Annotated in this window: 19 protein-coding genes and 1 pseudogene; 17 read left to right on the forward strand and 3 right to left on the reverse strand. The window is 72.9% G+C overall.

The genetic code is table 11. The features are described 5' to 3' along the window. The first annotated feature begins 97 nt into the window (after positions 1 to 97). The 3 genes and pseudogenes from LQ51_RS10625 to LQ51_RS34510 all read left to right on the forward strand — a co-directional run. Positions 98 to 883: a helix-turn-helix domain-containing protein gene (locus LQ51_RS10625; RefSeq protein ID WP_046564815.1), complete on the forward strand. Its 786-nt coding sequence runs from the start codon at positions 98 to 100 to the stop codon at positions 881 to 883. Further along, the gene (locus LQ51_RS10630; protein WP_046564604.1) at positions 880 to 1,074 is read left to right on the forward strand and encodes a DUF397 domain-containing protein; all 195 of its coding nucleotides are present in this window, start codon (positions 880 to 882) and stop codon (positions 1,072 to 1,074) included. The genes LQ51_RS10625 and LQ51_RS10630 overlap by 4 nt, the downstream gene beginning before the upstream one ends. A gap of 11 nt (positions 1,075 to 1,085) precedes the next feature. Beyond that, positions 1,086 to 1,172, forward strand: a pseudogene (locus LQ51_RS34510) (shikimate kinase); the annotation flags it as partial. Positions 1,173 to 1,256: 84 nt separating this feature from the next. Here the strand turns inward: LQ51_RS34510 and LQ51_RS10635 are convergent. Beyond that, positions 1,257 to 2,063: a cytochrome c oxidase assembly protein gene (locus LQ51_RS10635; RefSeq protein WP_046564605.1), complete on the reverse strand. Its 807-nt coding sequence runs from the start codon at positions 2,061 to 2,063 to the stop codon at positions 1,257 to 1,259. Continuing rightward, positions 2,060 to 2,602 carry a DUF2243 domain-containing protein gene (locus LQ51_RS10640; protein ID WP_046564606.1) on the reverse strand — a complete coding sequence of 181 codons (543 nt, stop codon included), beginning with the start codon at positions 2,600 to 2,602 and terminating at the stop codon, positions 2,060 to 2,062. Before LQ51_RS10640 ends, LQ51_RS10635 begins: the two co-directional genes overlap by 4 nt. A gap of 93 nt (positions 2,603 to 2,695) precedes the next feature. Here LQ51_RS10640 and aroB point away from each other — a divergent pair, with 93 nt between their 5' ends. The 4 genes from aroB (at position 2,696) to nusB (ending at position 5,648) form a co-directional block, all read left to right on the forward strand. Beyond that, the gene (gene aroB / locus LQ51_RS10645) at positions 2,696 to 3,772 is read left to right on the forward strand and encodes a 3-dehydroquinate synthase (RefSeq protein ID WP_046564607.1); all 1,077 of its coding nucleotides are present in this window, start codon (positions 2,696 to 2,698) and stop codon (positions 3,770 to 3,772) included. Continuing rightward, the gene (gene aroQ, locus LQ51_RS10650; RefSeq protein WP_046564608.1) at positions 3,769 to 4,209 is read left to right on the forward strand and encodes a type II 3-dehydroquinate dehydratase; all 441 of its coding nucleotides are present in this window, start codon (positions 3,769 to 3,771) and stop codon (positions 4,207 to 4,209) included. Before aroB ends, aroQ begins: the two co-directional genes overlap by 4 nt. Positions 4,210 to 4,656: 447 nt before the next feature. Beyond that, the gene (efp, locus tag LQ51_RS10655) at positions 4,657 to 5,214 is read left to right on the forward strand and encodes an elongation factor P (RefSeq protein ID WP_046564610.1); all 558 of its coding nucleotides are present in this window, start codon (positions 4,657 to 4,659) and stop codon (positions 5,212 to 5,214) included. Between the two features lie 23 nt (positions 5,215 to 5,237). Beyond that, positions 5,238 to 5,648 carry a transcription antitermination factor NusB gene (nusB, locus tag LQ51_RS10660; RefSeq protein ID WP_197087655.1) on the forward strand — a complete coding sequence of 137 codons (411 nt, stop codon included), beginning with the start codon at positions 5,238 to 5,240 and terminating at the stop codon, positions 5,646 to 5,648. 174 nt (positions 5,649 to 5,822) lie between these two features. Here nusB and LQ51_RS10665 read toward each other — a convergent pair whose 3' ends face one another. After that, complete coding sequence (locus LQ51_RS10665) at positions 5,823 to 6,311, reverse strand: transcriptional regulator BldD (RefSeq protein WP_007458348.1); 489 nt, start codon at positions 6,309 to 6,311, stop codon at positions 5,823 to 5,825. A gap of 284 nt (positions 6,312 to 6,595) precedes the next feature. On the opposite strand from LQ51_RS10665, the gene pyrR reads away from it, so the two are divergent. The 10 genes from pyrR to LQ51_RS10715 all read left to right on the forward strand — a co-directional run bounded on the left by pyrR (position 6,596) and on the right by LQ51_RS10715 (position 18,528). Further along, positions 6,596 to 7,183, forward strand: coding sequence for a bifunctional pyr operon transcriptional regulator/uracil phosphoribosyltransferase PyrR (pyrR, locus tag LQ51_RS10670; RefSeq protein WP_046564616.1), 588 nt, complete (start codon positions 6,596 to 6,598; stop codon positions 7,181 to 7,183). Then, positions 7,180 to 8,106, forward strand: a complete 927-nt coding sequence (locus tag LQ51_RS10675; RefSeq protein WP_046564617.1) for an aspartate carbamoyltransferase catalytic subunit — start codon at positions 7,180 to 7,182, stop codon at positions 8,104 to 8,106. The genes pyrR and LQ51_RS10675 overlap by 4 nt, the downstream gene beginning before the upstream one ends. Continuing rightward, a complete protein-coding gene (locus LQ51_RS10680; protein WP_046564618.1) occupies positions 8,103 to 9,380 on the forward strand; it encodes a dihydroorotase in 1,278 nt (425 codons plus the stop codon). Before LQ51_RS10675 ends, LQ51_RS10680 begins: the two co-directional genes overlap by 4 nt. Beyond that, positions 9,377 to 10,516: a glutamine-hydrolyzing carbamoyl-phosphate synthase small subunit gene (gene carA, locus LQ51_RS10685; RefSeq protein ID WP_046564620.1), complete on the forward strand. Its 1,140-nt coding sequence runs from the start codon at positions 9,377 to 9,379 to the stop codon at positions 10,514 to 10,516. Before LQ51_RS10680 ends, carA begins: the two co-directional genes overlap by 4 nt. Continuing rightward, a complete protein-coding gene (carB, locus tag LQ51_RS10690) occupies positions 10,516 to 13,899 on the forward strand; it encodes a carbamoyl-phosphate synthase large subunit (RefSeq protein WP_046564622.1) in 3,384 nt (1,127 codons plus the stop codon). Before carA ends, carB begins: the two co-directional genes overlap by 1 nt. Positions 13,900 to 14,001: 102 nt before the next feature. Further along, positions 14,002 to 15,018: a quinone-dependent dihydroorotate dehydrogenase gene (locus LQ51_RS10695; RefSeq protein ID WP_046564625.1), complete on the forward strand. Its 1,017-nt coding sequence runs from the start codon at positions 14,002 to 14,004 to the stop codon at positions 15,016 to 15,018. Between the two features lie 34 nt (positions 15,019 to 15,052). Continuing rightward, a complete protein-coding gene (locus LQ51_RS10700) occupies positions 15,053 to 16,327 on the forward strand; it encodes an adenosylmethionine--8-amino-7-oxononanoate transaminase (protein ID WP_046564631.1) in 1,275 nt (424 codons plus the stop codon). A gap of 308 nt (positions 16,328 to 16,635) precedes the next feature. Then, positions 16,636 to 17,472 carry an orotidine-5'-phosphate decarboxylase gene (gene pyrF, locus LQ51_RS10705; protein ID WP_046564633.1) on the forward strand — a complete coding sequence of 279 codons (837 nt, stop codon included), beginning with the start codon at positions 16,636 to 16,638 and terminating at the stop codon, positions 17,470 to 17,472. A 178-nt stretch (positions 17,473 to 17,650) separates the two neighbouring features. Further along, complete coding sequence (gene mihF, locus LQ51_RS10710) at positions 17,651 to 17,968, forward strand: integration host factor, actinobacterial type (RefSeq protein WP_046564635.1); 318 nt, start codon at positions 17,651 to 17,653, stop codon at positions 17,966 to 17,968. A 26-nt stretch (positions 17,969 to 17,994) separates the two neighbouring features. Next, positions 17,995 to 18,528, forward strand: coding sequence for a guanylate kinase (locus LQ51_RS10715; protein WP_046564637.1), 534 nt, complete (start codon positions 17,995 to 17,997; stop codon positions 18,526 to 18,528). Positions 18,529 to 18,534: the final 6 nt, after the last annotated feature.

The following is an 18,534-nucleotide window of genomic DNA, read 5'->3' on the forward strand; positions in this document are numbered from 1 at the left end:
GCTCCGGCTGAGGATCCTCTGGACCGCCTGCCACCCACAGTGGAGAATGCCAGGGCATACTACGGAGCGCGTTCGCACGGTTGCAAAAGGAGTCGTGGTGGACTTCGACATGTGGATCCGCGCGTTGAAGGCCGCGCGGGCGAGTGCGGACGTCTCCCAGGAACGGATGGCGAGCCTGGTCAAGTGGAGTCCGTCCACGGTGGCGGCGATCGAGACCGGCCGGCGCAGGCCGACCCGGGAGTTCGCGATCGCGGCCGACCAGGTGCTGGAGACCGGTGGCCTGCTGACGGAGCTGCTGGAGGCGGCCGACCGGGAACGCTCGCCGAGCTGGTTCGCCACCTGGCGCTCCTACGAGTCGCAGGCCGTGCGGCTGCGCGCCTTCGAACCCTGCCTGATCCCGGGGCTCCTGCAGACCGAGGAGTACGCCCGGGCGATCATCTCGGCCGGCGGCTTGAACCCGTCGGACAAGGTGGACGAGCTGGTCAGCGTCCGGATGGAGCGGCAGCACCTACTGACCCGGGACGATCCTCCAGAACTCGTGGCCATCCTGGACGAGAGTGCGCTGCGTCGGCCGGTCGGCGGCCCCGCGGTGTTGGATGCGCAGCTCGGGCACCTGTTGGAGCTCGCTCGGCTCCCGCACCTTTGGATCCACGTCATTCCGAACGATGTCGGCGGGCACGTCGGGCTCGCGAGCGGATTCATTCTGGCGGACCTGCCCGCTGACGAGCAGGTGCTGTATCTGGAAACCGTCGCCCGGGGCCAGGTCGTCGACGACCCGGACTCGTTGCGCCTGATTCGGCGTAAGTGGGATAGCCTGCTCGGCGAAGCTCTATCCGAGCGGGCCTCGCTTGATCTGATCACGAAGCTGAAGGTGATCCCATGACCCTCACCGACAGCCCGCGCTGGCGGACGTCGATTCGGTCCGCCGATGGCGGGGGTAACTGCATCGAGGTCGCGGACAATCTGCCCGGTCGGGTGCTGGTCCGGGACAGCAAGGACCGGCAGGGGCCCGTGTTGACCTTCGTCCCCGGTGCCTGGCGGGCATTTCTCGGGTACGCCCGAACCCGTTCGTAATCCGCCGAGACGCCGAGGTGGCCACCGCGACCGTGGTGACCGACGGGCGCACCCCGCAGGAGCTGGCCGCCGAGATCGCCGCGCTGCTCAAGCCGTGAGGCGCTGCTAAAGCCCTGAGGCGCTGCTCAAGCCGTGAGGCGCTGCTCAAGCCGTGAGGCGCTGCCTCAGCCGTGAGGCGCTACTCAAGCCCCGACCTGTGCGGTCCGCGCCGGTGCGGAGCGCGCGGCGCGGCGGCGCCGGGACGGCTCGGGCCGCCAGGTGGCGAGCAGCGCGAGCGCCAGCGCGATCTCGGCCAGGTCACCCAGGTAGTACATGAGCGTCGCTCCGGCCCGCAGCTCGGCGGCGGTGGCCGGCACGTCCACCAGCACCCCGGCGTAGAGCAGTTGGGCGATGGTGGCGTGCGCGGCGACCCCGAAACCGAGCACCACCAGCCGCACCGGCACCCGCGGGCGGTGCGGGCCCGGGTCCGGCCCGGCGATCGACCAGGCGAACAGGGCGCCGCTGAGCAGGAAATGAAGGTTCACCAGCGCGTGCAGGGCCGGGCTGTCCAGGGTCGCCCGGTACAGCGGGGTCAGGTAGAGCAGCCACAGGCCGCCCGCGCTGAGCAGCAGGCCGGTCACCGGATGGCCGAGCACCCGCGCGACCGGGTGCCGCAGCAGGCGGACCAGCGCCCGGCCGGTACGCCGGTCCAGGGTGCGCAGCAGCAGCGTCACCGGCGCGCCGAGCACCAGCGCCAGCGGCGCAAGCATGCCGATCAGCAGGTGCTGCCACATGTGCCCGACGAAGTCGCCGGCGGGCCAGCACAGCCCGGCCACCAGCAGCAGCGCGCCCAGCCCGAAACTCGCCGTCCGGGCGTGCGGCCAGCCCGGTCGGCCCGGGTCGCGCAGCCGCAACGCCGCGGCCAGGTACGCCCAGAACACCACCACCGGCACCAGCGCGGACGCCGGGAAGCCACCGGCTGCGACGTGCCCGGTGTGGGCGAGGTTCACCGGCGCTCCGGAGCGCAGAGGTCGACGGCATCGGCCCGGCGCTGGATCGCCCAGCCGACCGCGATCAGGATCACGCCGAGCGCGAGGAACCCGAGGTCCCACCAGGTCTGGTGCGGGCCGCTGCGGACGTGGTGGATGCCGAGCAGGTGGTGGTCGACGATCCCCTCGACCAGGTTGAACAGCCCCCAGCCGACCAGCACCCACCCCCACAGCATCGGGGAGCGCCAGAGCCGGCCGCGGGAGCGGGTCACCCGGGCGTAGAGCAGGGCCAGCCCGGTCAGCACCGCCACCCAGGTGACGACGTGGAACAGGCCGTCCCACACCGTGTTCATCTGCAGCCCCGGCACGGTGTCGACCGGATAGTCCTTGATCCCCACCCGGTCGGTGGCGGTGCTGCTGAGCATGTGGTGCCACTGGAAGACCTGGTGCAGGAGGATGCCGTCGACGAAGCCGCCCAGGCCGATACCGAGGATCGTGGCGGGGACCCGGATGCTCGTCGCGGTCTCCGGCTCGGTCAGGTGTCGGGTCCGCTCGCTCATCCGGCCGCCGTACCCGTCGGTCGGGCCGGGCAAACGCCCCACGGAGTGGACAGTCGCCCCGCCAGGAGCGGCCGCTGGACTAGGCTGCCGGCGATGGACGAGGTGACCCGGATCCCGGTCGGCGGCGAGCGGCCGTACGACGTACTCGTGGGACGTGACCTGCTCGACCCGCCGCCCCGCCTGCTGCCCGGCGCGGAGCGGATCGCCTTCCTGCACGCGCCGCCGCTGAAGGGCCTGGCCGACAGGCTGGCCGAGCGCGTGCGCGCGGCCGGCGTGGCGCCGCTGCTGATCGAGGTGCCGGACGCCGAGGCGGGCAAGCACGTGGACGTGGCGGCGGCCTGCTGGGACCGGCTCGGCGCGGCCGGCTTCACCCGTACCGACGCGGTGGTCGGGGTGGGCGGCGGCGCGGTCACCGACCTGGCCGGGTTCGTGGCGGCCTGCTGGCTGCGCGGGGTGCGCTGGGTGCCGGTGGCCACCTCGCTGCTCGGCATGGTGGACGCCGCCGTCGGCGGCAAGACCGGGATAAACACCGCCGCCGGCAAGAACCTGGTCGGCGCCTTCCACCCGCCGGCCGGGGTGATCTGCGACCTGGCGACCCTGGACAGCCTGCCCCCGGCCGACCTGGCCGCCGGAATGGCCGAGGTGGTCAAGTGCGGGTTCATCGCCGACCCGGTGATCCTGGACCTCGTCGAGCGGGACCCGGCCGCCGCGCTGGACCCGACCGGGCCGGTGGCCCGCGAGCTGATCGAACGGGCGGTGCGGGTCAAGGCCGGCGTGGTCTCCGGCGACCTGCGCGAGTCCGGGGTACGCGAGGTGCTCAACTACGGGCACACCCTGGCGCACGCCATCGAGAAGGTGGAGGGCTACCGCTGGCGGCACGGGCACGCCGTCGCGGTGGGGCTGGTCTACGCCGCCACCCTGGCCCGGCTCGCCGGCCGGCTCGACGCGGCCACCGCCGAGCGGCACCGGGCGGTGGTGGCGGCCCTCGACCTGCCCACCGGCTACCGGGCCGACGCCTGGCCGGAGCTGCTGGCCGCGATGCGGGTGGACAAGAAGGCCCGGGGGAACACGTTGCGCTTCGTGGTGCTGGACGGGCTGGCCCGGCCGGCGATCCTGGAGGGCCCGCCGGACGAGCTGCTGCACGAGGCGTACCGAGAGATCAGCTCGTGAAGGTGTACGTGCTCAACGGGCCGAACCTGGGCCGGCTCGGCACCCGCCAGGTCGACGTGTACGGGGCGACCAGCTACGCCGATCTGGTGACCATGTGTGTGGACGCCGGCCGGGAGCTCGGGCTGGAGGTGGTGGTCCGGCAGACCGACGCCGAGCACGAGCTGCTGGGCTGGCTGCACGAGGCGGCCGACGAGGGCGCGGCCGTGGTGCTCAACCCGGCCGCCTGGTCGCACTACTCGATCGCCGTCCGGGACGCCTGCGCGATGCTCCGTGGCCCGCTGGTCGAGGTGCACATCTCCAACATCCACGCCCGGGAGGAGTTCCGGCACCACTCGGTGGTCTCCGCGGTGGCCACCGGGGTGATCTGCGGCCTCGGCGTGGACGGCTACCGGCTGGCCCTGCACCACCTGGCGGCCCGGCCGGACCTCCGCGCCTGACCGGCGGCCGTCCAGCCGGCCGGCGTACCGTCCACGGCAACGGCCGCTCGCGCCCGCCAGCCCGACGGCGACGGTCGCTCTCCGTAACCCTGCTATTCGTCACACTGCGTGGCCAGCCCTGGCGCTCGCCGCCAGGGCTGGTTGCCGCCTTTGCTCTGCAGCCATCGGCGCACCACCCCGCCGACCTGCGCCGACCCGGTCGGCCCGCTCTGCAGCCATCGGCGCAGCCCTCACTCAGCGTCGAGTGTTGCGCGGGTGGCTGCAGAGCAAAGGGACCGACGGGTGGGGTGGGAGGGGCGGCGTGCGGTTGCGCTGAGTGATGTCACTCACCGCCGGGGTGCCGGCGCTGGGCGGGACAGCCGGGCGGGCGCGTAGCGCGCCGGACCCGGTTCGACACAGCTAGTAGACTTCGTGGGTCTGTCCGCCAATTGATGATCAAGGCAGGAAATGGCCACCACCAACGACCTGAAGAACGGCCTGGTGCTCAACCTCGACGGCGAACTCTGGGCCGTCGTCGAGTTCCAGCACGTCAAGCCCGGTAAGGGTGGCGCATTCGTGCGTACCACGCTGAAGAACGTGCTGTCCGGGAAGGTGGTCGACAAGACCTTCAACGCGGGCACGAAGGTCGAGACCGCGACCGTAGACAAGCGCACCATGCAGTACCTCTACGCCGACGGCGAGGACTTCGTCTTCATGGATCTGGAGACGTTCGACCAGATCACCGTCCCCGGCGGCACCGTCGCCGAGGCCGCCAACTACCTCCTCCCCGAGGCCGAGGCGACCGTCGCCACCCACGAGGGCGTGCCGCTCTACATCGAGCTGCCCACCTCCGTGGTGCTCGAAGTCACCTACACCGAGCCGGGTCTGCAGGGCGACCGGTCGACCGGCGGCAACAAGCCGGCCACCGTCGAGACCGGCGCGACCGTGCAGGTGCCGCTCTTCATCACCACCGGCGAGAAGATCAAGGTCGACACCCGCGACGGCCGTTACCTCGGCCGCGCCTGATGGCTGAGGGTCCCAAGCAGCAGATGCCGGCGCGTCGCAAGGCGCGCAAGCGGGCGCTGGACGTGCTTTTCGAGGCCGATCTGCGGGACCGGCCCCCGGTCGAGGTGCTCGCTGGCTACCTCGAGCGGATCGAGAAGCCCCACCCGGAGCACCTCGGCTACGCGGTGGGGCTGGTCGAGGGCGTCGCGGCGCACCTGGACCGGATCGACGAGGTGATCGCCAGCTACGCCGAGGGTTGGACGCTGGACCGGATGCCGGTGGTCGACCGCAACCTGGCCCGGATCGCGGTCTACGAGTTGCTCTACGTCGACGAGATCGACGACGCGGTGGCGATCAGCGAGGCTGTCGAGCTGGCCCGGCAGATGTCGACCGACGACTCGCCGCGCTTCCTCAACGGCCTGCTCGGCCGGATCGCCGAGTACGCCACCCGCTGAGCGACCCCGGCAGCGGACCCGTGCCGGACGGCGCGGCCCGGAACGCGACGAGGGACCCGTGCCGGACGGCGCGGCCCGGAACGCGACGAAGGCCCGTGCCGGACGGTACGGGGCAGGACGCGACGAAAGGGCCCGTGCCGGACGGCACGGGCCCTTTCGTCTGCGACAGGTGGGTCAGGACGCGAAGAACGCGCGCGGGTCGGCGACCAGCACACCGTGCTCGGTGAGCCGCTCGATCAGGCCCGACGGCGAGGCGTCGTAGACGATCGCGAGGGCGCGCAGGTCGTCGGCGCGGATGGAGAGCACCCGGCCGTTGTAGTCACCGCGCTGCTGCTGGATGGCACGCGCGTACCGGGCCACGTAGGCGAGGTCCTCGGAGGCCTCGTCGTAGAGCCGCTCCAGGTCCAGGACGATCTTGCTGGTCGGCTCGTGGCGCACCCCGCTGCCGTCGGGGAGCAGCTCCGAGACGGGAACGCGGTAGAACTCGGCCAGCTCCGCCAGGCGGGACACGGTGACGGCCCGGTCGCCGCGCTCGTACGAGCCGACCACCACGGCCTTCCACCGCCCGTTCGACTTCTCCTCCACCCCCTGCAGGGACAGGCCCTGCTGCTGGCGGATGGAGCGCAGGCGGGCGCCCAGCGACTTGGCGTATTCAGAGGGCATTCGGACACTCCCAGTGCTGCTCGGGGTTCTCCCAGCTATCGCTACGGAGCGTGACGGTACGGGGATTGCGACACGTGGTCAAGTGTTCGAGGCGACCCGGTCGGGAGCGCCGGTGTGGGTTGTCCGCATTTCTCCGGGCTGACCCGGCGGTCAGTACCGGCGACGGCCACCCCGGTGACCGCTGGTAACGTGGCGTGCAGCCCCGGTCCGGGCCGTACCCGGTCCGCCGGAAGACCAGACGTCCTTTAACGACCCGTCCCGTGAGGCGGGGAAGGAGGTCCGCCGTGGCCTACCCACCGGCTGCCCAGTCACCGTCGCCGCCGCGACAACCCTCGGTGAAGGTGATCCTCGCCTCCGCCGACGTGTCGCGGGTGGTCGACCGCATCGCCCACCAGATCCTGGAGAAGACCCAGGGCGCCGCCGACACCGTGCTGCTCGGCATCCCCACCCGGGGCGTGCCGCTGGCCCGCCGCCTCGCCGCCCGGATCAGCACCTTCGAGGACGTGACCGTCCCGGTCGGCGTGCTCGACATCACGCTCTACCGCGACGATCTGCGCCGGCACGCCACCCGCGCGGTCGGCCCGACCGACCTGCCGCCCGGCGGCATCGACGGCAAGCGGGTCGTCCTCGTCGACGACGTGCTCTTCTCCGGCCGCACCGTGCGGGCCGCCCTCGACGCGCTCAGTGACGTCGGCCGCCCGGCCTCCGTGCAGCTCGCCGTGCTGGTCGACCGCGGCCACCGCCAGCTGCCGATCCGCGCCGACTACGTCGGCAAGAACATCCCGACCGCGCTCGCCGAGAGCGTGAAGGTCACCCTCGCCGAGACCGACGGCGCCGACGAGGTCAGGCTGTACGGGGGGACCACCTCATGATCAGGCACCTGCTCTCCGGGGCCGACCTGGACGCGGCCACCGCCACCCAGATCCTGGACACCGCCGCCGAGATGGCCACCGTGGCCGGGCGCGAGGTCAAGAAGCTGCCCGCGCTGCGCGGCCGGACCGTGGTGAACCTCTTCTACGAGGACTCCACCCGGACCCGGATCTCGTTCGAGGCGGCCGCCAAGCGGCTCAGCGCCGACGTGATCAACTTCTCGGCCAAGGGCTCCAGCGTGACCAAGGGCGAGAGCCTGAAGGACACCGCGCTGACCCTGCAGGCCATGGGGGCCGACGCGGTGGTCGTCCGGCACCCCGCCTCGGGCGCCCCGCACCGGCTGGCCAACTGGGTCGACGGCTCGGTGGTCAACGCCGGCGACGGCACCCACGAGCACCCCACCCAGGCGCTGCTCGACGCGTACACCATGCGGGCCCGGCTGGGCCGGCTGGCCGGCCTGCACGTGGCGATCGTGGGCGACGTGCTGCACTCCCGGGTGGCCCGCTCCAACGTGCTGCTGCTCTCCACCCTCGGCGCCAAGGTCACCCTGGTCGGCCCGCCGACCCTCATCCCGGTCGACATCCCGCAGGCGCTCGCCCCGGGCACCGACGTCTCCTACGACCTCGACGCCGTTCTACCGGGTGTGGACGTGGTGATGATGCTGCGGGTGCAGCGCGAGCGGATGGGCGACTCCTACTTCCCCTCGGCCCGCGAGTACGCCCGCCGCTACGGGCTGGACGGGCCACGGATGCGCCGGCTGCCCGAGCACGCGATCGTCATGCACCCGGGCCCGATGAACCGGGGCATGGAGATCACCGCCGAGGTGGCCGACTCGCCCCGCTCCACCATCGTCGAACAGGTCGCCAACGGGGTCTCCGTGCGGATGGCCGTGCTCTACCTGCTGCTCGGAGGGAACAACCGGTGACCGCGTACCTGATCAGGAACGTCAGCGTGGTCGGCGCGGAGCCGACCGACCTGCTCATCCGCGACGGCCTGGTGGCGGAGGCCGGCGCGGGGCTGACCGCGCCGGACGCCACGGTGCTCGACGCCACCGGCCTGGTGGCCCTGCCCGGCCTGGTCGACCTGCACACCCACCTGCGCGAGCCGGGCCGCGAGGACGCCGAGACCGTGGAGTCCGGCTCCCGGGCGGCGGCGCTGGGCGGCTACACGGCGGTCTGCGCGATGGCGAACACCTCGCCGGTGGCCGACACGGCCGGTGTGGTCGAGCAGGTCTGGCGGCTCGGCCGGGAGGCCGGGCTGGTCGACGTGCAGCCGATCGGCGCGGTCACCGTCGGCCTGGCCGGTGAGCGCCTGGCCGAGCTGGGCGCGATGGCCGACTCCGCCGCCCGGGTGCGGATCTTCTCCGACGACGGGCACTGCGTGGCCGACCCGCGGCTGATGCGCCGGGCGCTGGAGTACGTGAAGGCCTTCGACGGGGTGGTCGCCCAGCACGCCGAGGAGCCCCGGCTCACCGAGGGCGCGCAGATGCACGAGGGGGAGGTCTCCACCCGGCTCGGGCTGGCCGGCTGGCCGGCCGTGGCCGAGGAGGCGATCATCGCCCGGGACGTGCTGCTGGCCGAGCACGTGGGCAGCCGGCTGCACATCTGCCACGTCTCCACCGCCGGCAGCGTCGAGGTGCTGCGTCAGGCCAAGACGCGCGGGGTACGGGTCACCGCCGAGGTGACGCCGCACCACCTCCTGCTGACCGACGAGAAGGCAGCCAGTTACGACCCCGTCTTCAAGGTCAACCCGCCGCTGCGCACCGCCACCGACATCGCCGCGCTGCGGGCCGCGCTCGCCGACGGGGTGATCGACATCATCGCCACCGACCACGCCCCGCACGCCGTGGAGGACAAGGAGTGCGAATGGGCGTACGCCAGGCCGGGCATGCTCGGCCTGGAGACCGCCCTCTCCATCGCGCTGGACGTGCTCGGCCCGCAGTGGGACCTGATCGCCGAGCGGATGTCCCGCGCCCCGGCCCGGATCGCCGGGCTGGACTCGCACGGCCTCGACCCGGCACCCGGCGTGCCGGCGAACCTGACCCTGGTCGACCCGGCCGCTCGTCGCGTCATCGAGCCGGCGGAGCTGGCCAGCCGCAGCCGCAACACCCCGTACGCCCGCATGACGCTGCCGGGTCGCATCGTGGCGACCTTCCTGCGCGGCGAGCCGACGGTCCTGGACGGAAAGGCAGTCAAGTGAGTCGCAGGCGTTCAGCGATCCTCGTTCTCGAGGACGGGCGCACCTTCCACGGCGAGGCGTACGGCAGCGTCGGAGAGACCTTCGGCGAGGCGGTCTTCAACACCGGCATGACCGGCTACCAGGAGACCCTCACCGACCCCTCGTACCACCGGCAGGTCGTGGTGCAGACCGCGCCGCACATCGGCAACACGGGCGTCAACGCCGAGGACGACGAGTCCGCCCGGATCTGGGTGGCCGGCTACGTGGTCCGCGACCCGGCCCGGATCAGCTCGAACTGGCGGGCCACCGGCTCGCTGGAGGACCGGCTCGCCACCGAGGGCGTGGTGGGCATCAGCGGGGTGGACACCCGGGCGCTCACCCGGCACCTGCGCGAGCGGGGCGCCATGCGGGTGGGCATCTCCAGCGTGGACACCGATCCGCAGGGCCTGCTGGACCGGGTCCGCCAGGCGCCGCAGATGGTCGGCGCGAACCTGTCCGCCGAGGTGACCACCGCCGAGCCGTACGTCGTCGAGGCCGTCGGCGCGCACCGGTTCACGGTGGCCGCGGTGGACCTCGGCATCAAGCGCAACGTGCCGCGCCGGCTCGCCGCCCGCGGCGTCACCACCCACGTGCTGCCCGCCGGGTCGACGATCGAGGACCTGCTGGCCACCGGCGCGGACGCGGTCTTCTTCTCGCCCGGCCCGGGTGACCCGGCGACCGCCGACGGCCCGGTGGCGCTGGCCCGGGAGGTGCTGGGCCGGCGGATCCCGCTGTTCGGCATCTGCTTCGGCAGCCAGATCCTCGGCCGGGCGCTCGGCTTCGGCACCTACAAGCTCGGGTACGGCCACCGCGGCATCAACCAGCCGGTGCTCGACCGGGCCACCGGCAAGGTCGAGGTGACCAGCCACAACCACGGCTTCGCGGTGCAGGTGCCGGGGGCCGGCGACGGCGCGGTCGTGCCGGACCGGGTGATCGACACGGAGTTCGGCGGCGTCCAGGTGTCGCACGTCTGCCTCAACGACAACGTGGTCGAAGGGCTGCGGGCCATGGATGTGCCCGCCTTCACCGTCCAGTACCACCCGGAGGCGGCGGCGGGCCCGCACGACGCGGACTACCTCTTCGACCGTTTCGCCGAGCTCATCGAAGGCGGTAAGTGATGCCAAAGCGGAGCGACCTGAAGCACGTGCTGGTGATCGGCTCCGGGCCGATCGTGATCGGACAGGCCTGCGAGTTCGACTACTCCGGCACCCAGGCCTGCCGGGTGCTGCGCAGCGAGGGGATCCGGGTCAGCCTGGTCAACTCCAACCCGGCGACGATCATGACCGACCCGGAGTTCGCCGACGCCACGTACGTCGAGCCGATCACCCCGGAGTTCGTCGAACTGGTCATCGCCAAGGAGCGCCCCGACGCGCTGCTGCCCACCCTCGGCGGGCAGACCGCGCTGAACACGGCGGTCGCCCTGCACGAGGCGGGCGTGCTGGAGAAGTACGGCGTCGAGCTGATCGGCGCCAACATCGACGCCATCAACCGGGGCGAGGACCGGCAGCTGTTCAAGGACATCGTGGCCAAGGCGGGCGTACGCCTCGGGCTGGCCGACCCGTCGACGCTGACCCCGCGCTCGCGGGTCTGCCACTCGATGGACGAGGTGCGGGACACCGTCGCCGAGCTGGGCTTGCCGGTGGTGATCCGGCCGTCGTTCACCATGGGCGGGCTCGGGTCCGGCATGGCGCACACCGACGAGGACCTGGAGCGCATCGCCGGCGCCGGCCTGGCCGCCAGCCCGGTGCACGAGGTGCTCATCGAGGAGAGCGTGCTCGGCTGGAAGGAGTACGAGCTCGAACTCATGCGCGACCGCCACGACAACGTGGTGGTGGTCTGCTCGATCGAGAACGTCGACCCGATGGGCGTGCACACCGGCGACAGCGTCACCGTGGCGCCGGCGATGACCCTGACCGACCGGGAGTACCAGCGGCTGCGCGACCTGGGCATCGCGGTGCTGCGCGAGGTCGGGGTGGACACCGGCGGCTGCAACATCCAGTTCGCGGTCAACCCGGCCGACGGCCGGATCGTCGTGATCGAGATGAACCCCCGGGTGTCCCGCTCCTCGGCGCTGGCGTCGAAGGCCACCGGCTTCCCGATCGCCAAGATCGCGGCGAAGCTGGCCATCGGCTACACGCTGGACGAGATCCCCAACGACATCACGCTCAAGACGCCGGCCGCGTTCGAGCCGACGCTCGACTACGTGGTGGTGAAGATCCCCCGGTTCGCGTTCGAGAAGTTCGCCGGCGCGGACCCGGAGCTGACCACCACGATGAAGTCGGTCGGCGAGGCGATGAGCCTGGGCCGCAACTTCACCGAGGCGCTGAACAAGGCGATGCGCTCGATGGAAACCAAGTCAGCCGGTTTCTGGACCGTCCCCGACCCGGCGGGCGCGACGCGGCAGAACACCCTGGCCGCGTTGCGGATGCCGCACGACGGCCGGCTCTACACCGTCGAGCGGGCGCTGCGCCTGGGCGCCTCCATCGCCGAGGTGGCCGAGGCCTCCGGCGGGATGGACCCCTGGTTCCTGGACCAGATCGCCGCCCTGGTGGAGCTGCGCGCGGAGATCGTCGACGCCCCGGTGCTCGACGCCGACCTGCTGCGCCGGGCCAAGCGGGCCGGCCTGTCCGACCGGCAGCTCGCCGCGCTCCGCCCGGAACTGGCCGCCGAGGACGGGGTACGCACCCTGCGACACCGGCTGGGCATCCGGCCGGTCTACAAGACCGTGGACACCTGCGCCGCCGAGTTCGAGGCGACCACGCCCTACCACTACTCGACGTACGACCAGGAGACCGAGGTGGCGCCCTCGGCCCGGCCCAAGGTGCTCATCCTGGGCTCCGGGCCGAACCGGATCGGGCAGGGCATCGAGTTCGACTACTCCTGCGTGCACGCCGTGCAGGCGCTGCGGAGCGCGCCGATCGGCACCGCCGCGTCCGGTGCCGGTGGGGTCGGCTACGAGACCGTCATGGTCAACTGCAACCCGGAGACCGTCTCCACCGACTACGACACCGCCGACCGGCTCTACTTCGAGCCGCTGACCTTCGAGGACGTCCTGGAGGTGTGGCACGCCGAGGACACCTCCGGCCGGGCGGCCGGCGGCCCGGGCGTGGTCGGGGTGATCGTCCAGCTCGGCGGGCAGACCCCGCTCGGCCTGGCCCAGCGGCTCAAGAACGCCGGGGTGCCGATCGTCGGCACCTCCCCGGAGTCGATCCACCTGGCCGAGGAGCGCGGCGCGTTCGGTGCGGTGCTGGCCCGGGCCGGGCTGCGCGCCCCGGCGCACGGCATGGCCACCTCGTACGACGAGGCCAAGGCGATCGCCGACGAGATCGGCTACCCGGTGCTGGTCCGCCCGTCGTACGTGCTGGGCGGGCGGGGCATGGAGATCGTCTACGACGACGCCACCCTGCGCGACTACATCGGCCGGGCCACCGACATCTCACCCGACCACCCGGTGCTGGTGGACCGCTTCCTCGACGACGCCATCGAAATCGACGTGGACGCGCTGGTCGACGCCGACGGCGACGTCTACCTGGGCGGGGTGATGGAGCACATCGAGGAGGCCGGCATCCACTCCGGCGACTCGTCCTGCGCCCTGCCGCCGATCACCCTGGCCGGCTCGCACCTGGACCAGGTCCGCCGCTACACCGAGGCGATCGCCCGGGGCATCGGGGTGAAGGGCCTGCTCAACGTCCAGTACGCGCTCCAGGGCGACATGCTCTACGTGCTGGAGGCCAATCCCCGCGCGTCCCGGACCGTGCCGTTCGTCTCCAAGGCCACGGCGGTGCCGCTGGCCAAGGCGGCGGCCCGGATCGCGCTCGGCGCCACCCTCGCCGAGCTGCGCGCCGAGCGGATGCTGCCGCCGACCGGCGACGGGGGCACCATGCCGGCCGACGCCCCGATCGCGGTCAAGGAGGCGGTGCTGCCGTTCAAGCGGTTCCGCACCCCGTCGGGCAAGGGCATCGACGTGCTGCTCGGCCCGGAGATGAAGTCCACCGGCGAGGTGATGGGCATCGACACCGGCTTCGGCCAGGCCTTCGCCAAGTCGCAGGCGGCCGCGTACGGGTCGCTGCCGACCGCCGGGAAGATCTTCGTCTCGGTGGCCAACCGGGACAAGCGCGGCATGATCTTCCCGATCAAGCGCCTGGCCGACCTGGGTTTCGAGATCGTGGCCACCACCGGCACGGCCGAGGTGCTGCGCCGGCACGGGATCGCCTGCGAGCAGATCCGCAAGCACTACGAGTCGGGTGCGGGCGAGGACGCGGTGTCGCTGATCCTCGGCGGCGACGTGGCGCTGGTGGTGAACACCCCGCAGGGCTCCGGCGCGAGCGCCCGCTCCGACGGCTACGAGATCCGCAGCGCCGCCGTGACGGCCGACATCCCGTGCATCACCACGGTCCCCGGCGCCGCCGCCGCGGTCATGGGCATCGAGGCGAGGATCAACGGCGACCTGCGGGTGCGTCCCCTCCAGGACCTGCACGCCGCCCTCCGGGCCGGCGAGTGACCGCCCCGCACGCGTTGAGCATGAGGGTGTTGCCGCGATACGCCGAGGCGGCCGGCAACACCGCCATGATCGACGGCCGCGGGCGAGGGCGGGGGGTGCGGCGTGCTCTTTGAGCAGGTCGTTCGGCCAGGGCTGTTCCGGATCGGGGGCGGGGACGCGGAGGCGGCGCACGAGTGGACGCTGGCCCGGCTGGCGGGGCTCGCCCGGCGGCCGGCCGCTCTCGCGGCGCTGCGTGCGCGATACTTCCGGTCCGCGCCGCGCACCGTGTTCGGGGTGCGGTTCCCCAACCCGGTGGGGCTGGCTGCCGGCATGGACAAGAACGGGGTGGCGCTGCCGGCCTGGCCGGCGCTCGGGTTCGGCTTCGTCGAGGTGGGCACGGTCACCGCGCACGCCCAGCCGGGCAACCCGCGGCCCCGGCTGTTCCGGCTGCGCGACAGCGCGGCCGTGGTGAACCGGATGGGCTTCAACAACGCCGGCGCCGACGCCCTCGCGGCCCGGCTGGCGGCGCTGCCGCGCCCGATCGGCGTACCGCTGGGGATCTCGCTCGGCAAGTCCAAGGTGACCCCGCTGGACGAGGCGGTCGAGGACTACCTGACCTCGTACCGGGCGCTGCGCGGCCACGGTGACTACTTCGCGGTCAACGTGTCCTCACCGAACACCCCCGGCCTGCGGTCCCTTCAGGACCGGGCCCACCTGGACGCGCTGCTCGCCGCCCTGGTGGGGGAGAAGCCGGTGCTGGTGAAGATCGCCCCGGACCTCTCCGAGCCGGCCATCGCCGAGCTGCTGGAGGTCTGCCTCGACCGGGGTGCGGCCGGGGTGATCGCCACCAACACCACGCTGGGCCGGGACGGGCTCGCGCCGGCCGACCGGGCGCGCGGCGCGGAGACCGGTGGCCTCTCCGGGCGCCCGCTGACCGGCCGCGCCCGCGAGGTGGTCGCCTTCGTGCACCGGGAGACCGGCGGCCGGCTGCCGGTGATCGGCGTGGGCGGCATCCTCGACCCGGACGACGCCGCCCGGATGTTCGACGCCGGCGCGAGCCTGGTGCAGCTCTACACCGGTTTCATCTACCGGGGCCCGGCCCTGGTCCGCTCGGTCGCCCGGGTGGCCGCCCGGCGTTGACCGTCGGCCCGCCCGGACCCCAGGAAGGAGCACCGTGACGCCCGAGGAGATCCTGGCCGCCGACCGCCGGCACGTCTGGCACCCGTACGCGGCGCTGCCGCCGGCCAGCCCGCCGTACCTGGTGGAGAGCGCCGCGGGGGTGCGGCTGCGGCTGGCCGACGGTCGGGAGCTGGTGGACGGCATGTCGTCCTGGTGGGCGGCGATCCACGGCTACCGGCACCCGGTGCTGGACGCCGCGGTCGCCGACCAGCTCGGCCGGATGAGTCACGTGATGTTCGGCGGGCTCACCCACGAGCCCGCGGTACGCCTGGCCCGCACCCTGGTCGAGCTGGCCCCGGACGGAATGGAGCACGTCTTCCTGGCCGACTCCGGGTCGGTCAGCGTCGAGGTGGCGGTGAAGATGTGCCTGCAGTACCAGCGGGCCACCGGCCGGCCGGAGCGCCACCGGTTGGGCACCTGGCGGGGCGGCTACCACGGCGACACCTTCCACCCGATGAGCGTCTGTGATCCCGAGGGCGGCATGCACCACCTCTGGGGGGACGTGTTGCCCCGGCAGGTCTTCGCGCCGGTGCCGCCGGCCGGCTTCGACACCCCGCCCGACCCGGCGTACGAGGCGGCGCTGGTGGACGCGGTCGAGCGGCACGCCGACGAGCTGGCCGCGGTGATCGTCGAACCGGTGGTGCAGGGCGCCGGGGGCATGCGTTTCCACCACCCGCACTACCTGCGGGTGCTGCGCGAGGCGACCCGGGCGCACGGCATCCTGCTGGTCTTCGACGAGATCGCCACCGGGTTCGGCCGGACCGGGACGATGTTCGCCGCCGAGCACGCCGGGGTGGCCCCGGACGTGCTCTGCGTCGGCAAGGCGCTCACCGGCGGGTACCTCACCCTGGCCGCCGCCCTCTGCACCGCCGAGGTGGCCCGCGGCATCTCCGCCGACGGGGTGCTGGCGCACGGGCCGACCTTCATGGGCAACCCGCTGGCCTGCGCGGTGGCCAACGCCTCGCTGGGCCTGCTGCGGGCCGGGGACTGGGCCGGGCGGGTGGCGGGGATCTCCGCGGGCCTGCGGGCCGGCCTGGAGCCGCTGCGCGGCGCGCCCGGGGTGGCCGACGTGCGGGTGCTCGGCGCGATCGGGGTGGTCCAGTTGGACCACGAGGTGGACGTTCCCCGGGCGACCGCCGCCGCGGCCGCTCAGGGCGTCTGGCTGCGGCCGTTCCGAGACCTGGTCTACACCATGCCGCCGTACGTCACCGACGAGGCGGACGTGGCGCGGATCGCGGCCGGCGTCGAGGCGGCGGTCAAGGCGGGCTGAGTTGGCGCGGCCGGGCGGCGGAACGGGGTCGTCCCGGGCCGGCCGGGTGCTGCGGCCGGATCTGCCGGAGCGCCGCACCGATCTGCCGGAGCGCGCTGCCGGATCTGTCAGCCGGCGGTGCCGGATTTACCAGTCGCGGCGCGGCATCTGCCGGGTCGTGGTACCGGATCGGGTCGAGCCGGCCGGCGCGCCGGCGCGGGACGGGAACGGACCCGGCCGTCCCATGGGGGCCGGCGGGAGGACGACCGGCGACGGGGAACCCCGTCGCGGGCACGCGCGGCGCAGGCCGCGGGAGAGGGAGGTTGACGATGGAGAGCTTCGGCGCCCGCGTGCACCGGGCCGTGGCCGAGCGGGGACCGCTCTGCGTGGGCATCGACCCGCATCCGGGGCTGCTGACCCGGTGGGGGCTGACCGACGACGTGGCGGGCCTGGAGCGGTTCTGCGGGACCGTGGTGGAGGCGCTCGGCGACCGGGTCGCCGTGGTCAAGCCGCAGTCGGCGTTCTTCGAGCGGTTCGGCGCGCGAGGAGTGGGAATCCTTGAGTCAACTATCCGACAGTTGCGAGATTGTGGCTCACTCGTTCTCCTCGACGTCAAGCGCGGCGACATCGGCTCGACGGTCAGCGCGTACGCGTCGGCGTACCTCGATCCATCCAGCCCGCTGTATGTCGATGCGGTGACCGCCAGCCCCTACCTCGGGGTCGGCGCGCTGGCCCCGATGTTCGACCTGGCCGCCGCGCACGGCGGGGGCGTGTTCGTCCTGGCGCTGACCTCCAATCCCGAGGGGGCGGCGGTGCAGCGCGCGGTAACCGCCGACGGACGCACCGTGGCGCAGACCGTGATCGACGAGATTTCCCAGCTCAACCGGGGTGCCGATCCGCTCGGCAGCTTCGGGCTCGTGGTCGGCGCGACGATCGGCGAGACCGGCCACGACCTGTCCGCGGTGCACGGCCCGCTGCTCGCCCCGGGGCTCGGCGCGCAGGGCGCCACGGCCGCCGACCTGCGTACCGTCTTCGGCGCCGGCCTGCCGGCGGTGCTGCCCTCGTACTCCCGGGAGGTCCTGCACGCCGGCCCGGACGTGGCCGGACTGCGGGCCGCGGCGGACCGCGTGCTGGCCCAGTGCCGGGCCGCCCTGGCCGGGTCCTGACTGACTGACGACTCGGTCACTTTCTGTTGATCTCGCGCGCCCACGTTGCCGAAAACTCCGCTGACCGCTAGTTTTCCCCGCGCTGGGAACCACGGACCCCTTTGGTTGCCAGCGTCACCACGTTTCACAGCAGCGGCGGTGCGCCCCGCCCGCCGCACTAGGGACCTGAGGAGAACTGGTGCCGCTCCCGTCACTGACCCCCGAGCAGCGCGCTGCCGCGCTGGAGAAGGCCGCGGAGATCCGCAAGGCCCGCGCCAAGCTGAAGGAGGACCTCAAGCAGGGCAAGACCAGCCTCGCCACCGTCCTCGAGCAGGCCGAGTCCGACGACGTCGTCGGCAAGCTCAAGGTGTCGGCCGTGCTGCAGGCGATGCCGGGCATCGGCAAGATCCGGGCCACCCAGATCATGGAGAAGCTCAAGATCGCCGACAGCCGTCGCCTGCGTGGCCTGGGCGAGCAGCAGCGCAAGGCTCTGCTTGGAGAGTTCGCCGCCAACTGAGCGCCGCGGGCGTGTAGAAACAAGCGGTGAGCACGGATGACGAGGCGCGCCCGGCGGCTCGGCTCACTGTCCTGACTGGACCTTCGGGTGCCGGTCGGGGCAGTGTCGTCGAGCAGGTCCGGGCGCGTCTCCCGTCCGTGTGGCGGCCGGTGCCCGCCACCACCCGGGCGCCCGCCCCGGGCGAGCTGCCCGGGATCGACCGGCTCTTCCTCGACCCGGCCGCCTTCGACCGGATGATCGCCGCGGACGAGCTGCTGGAGTGGTGCCGGATCGGCCCGTACCGGCACGGCGTGCCGCGGGCGGGCATCCGAGACCGGCTCGCCGAGGGCCGGCCGGTGCTGCTCCCGCTGGACCTGCCCGGCGCGCTCGCCGTCCGGGCCGTGCTGCCGGACGCGCAGCTGGTGCTGCTCGCCCCGCCGTCGTACCGTCCCGACCCGGCCGTTTCGGCCGCCGTGGCACACGCCGTGTGGCACGACCGGACCGAGCGCGTGGTCGAGGAGCTGGTAGGCTTGCTCGGTTCTTCCTTCCTGGCTCCGGCCCAGCCGCGCCCGAGCGGTTGAGAGCCA

Source organism: Micromonospora sp. HK10 (genome assembly GCF_000982955.1).
Lineage (GTDB): Bacteria > Actinomycetota > Actinomycetes > Mycobacteriales > Micromonosporaceae > Micromonospora.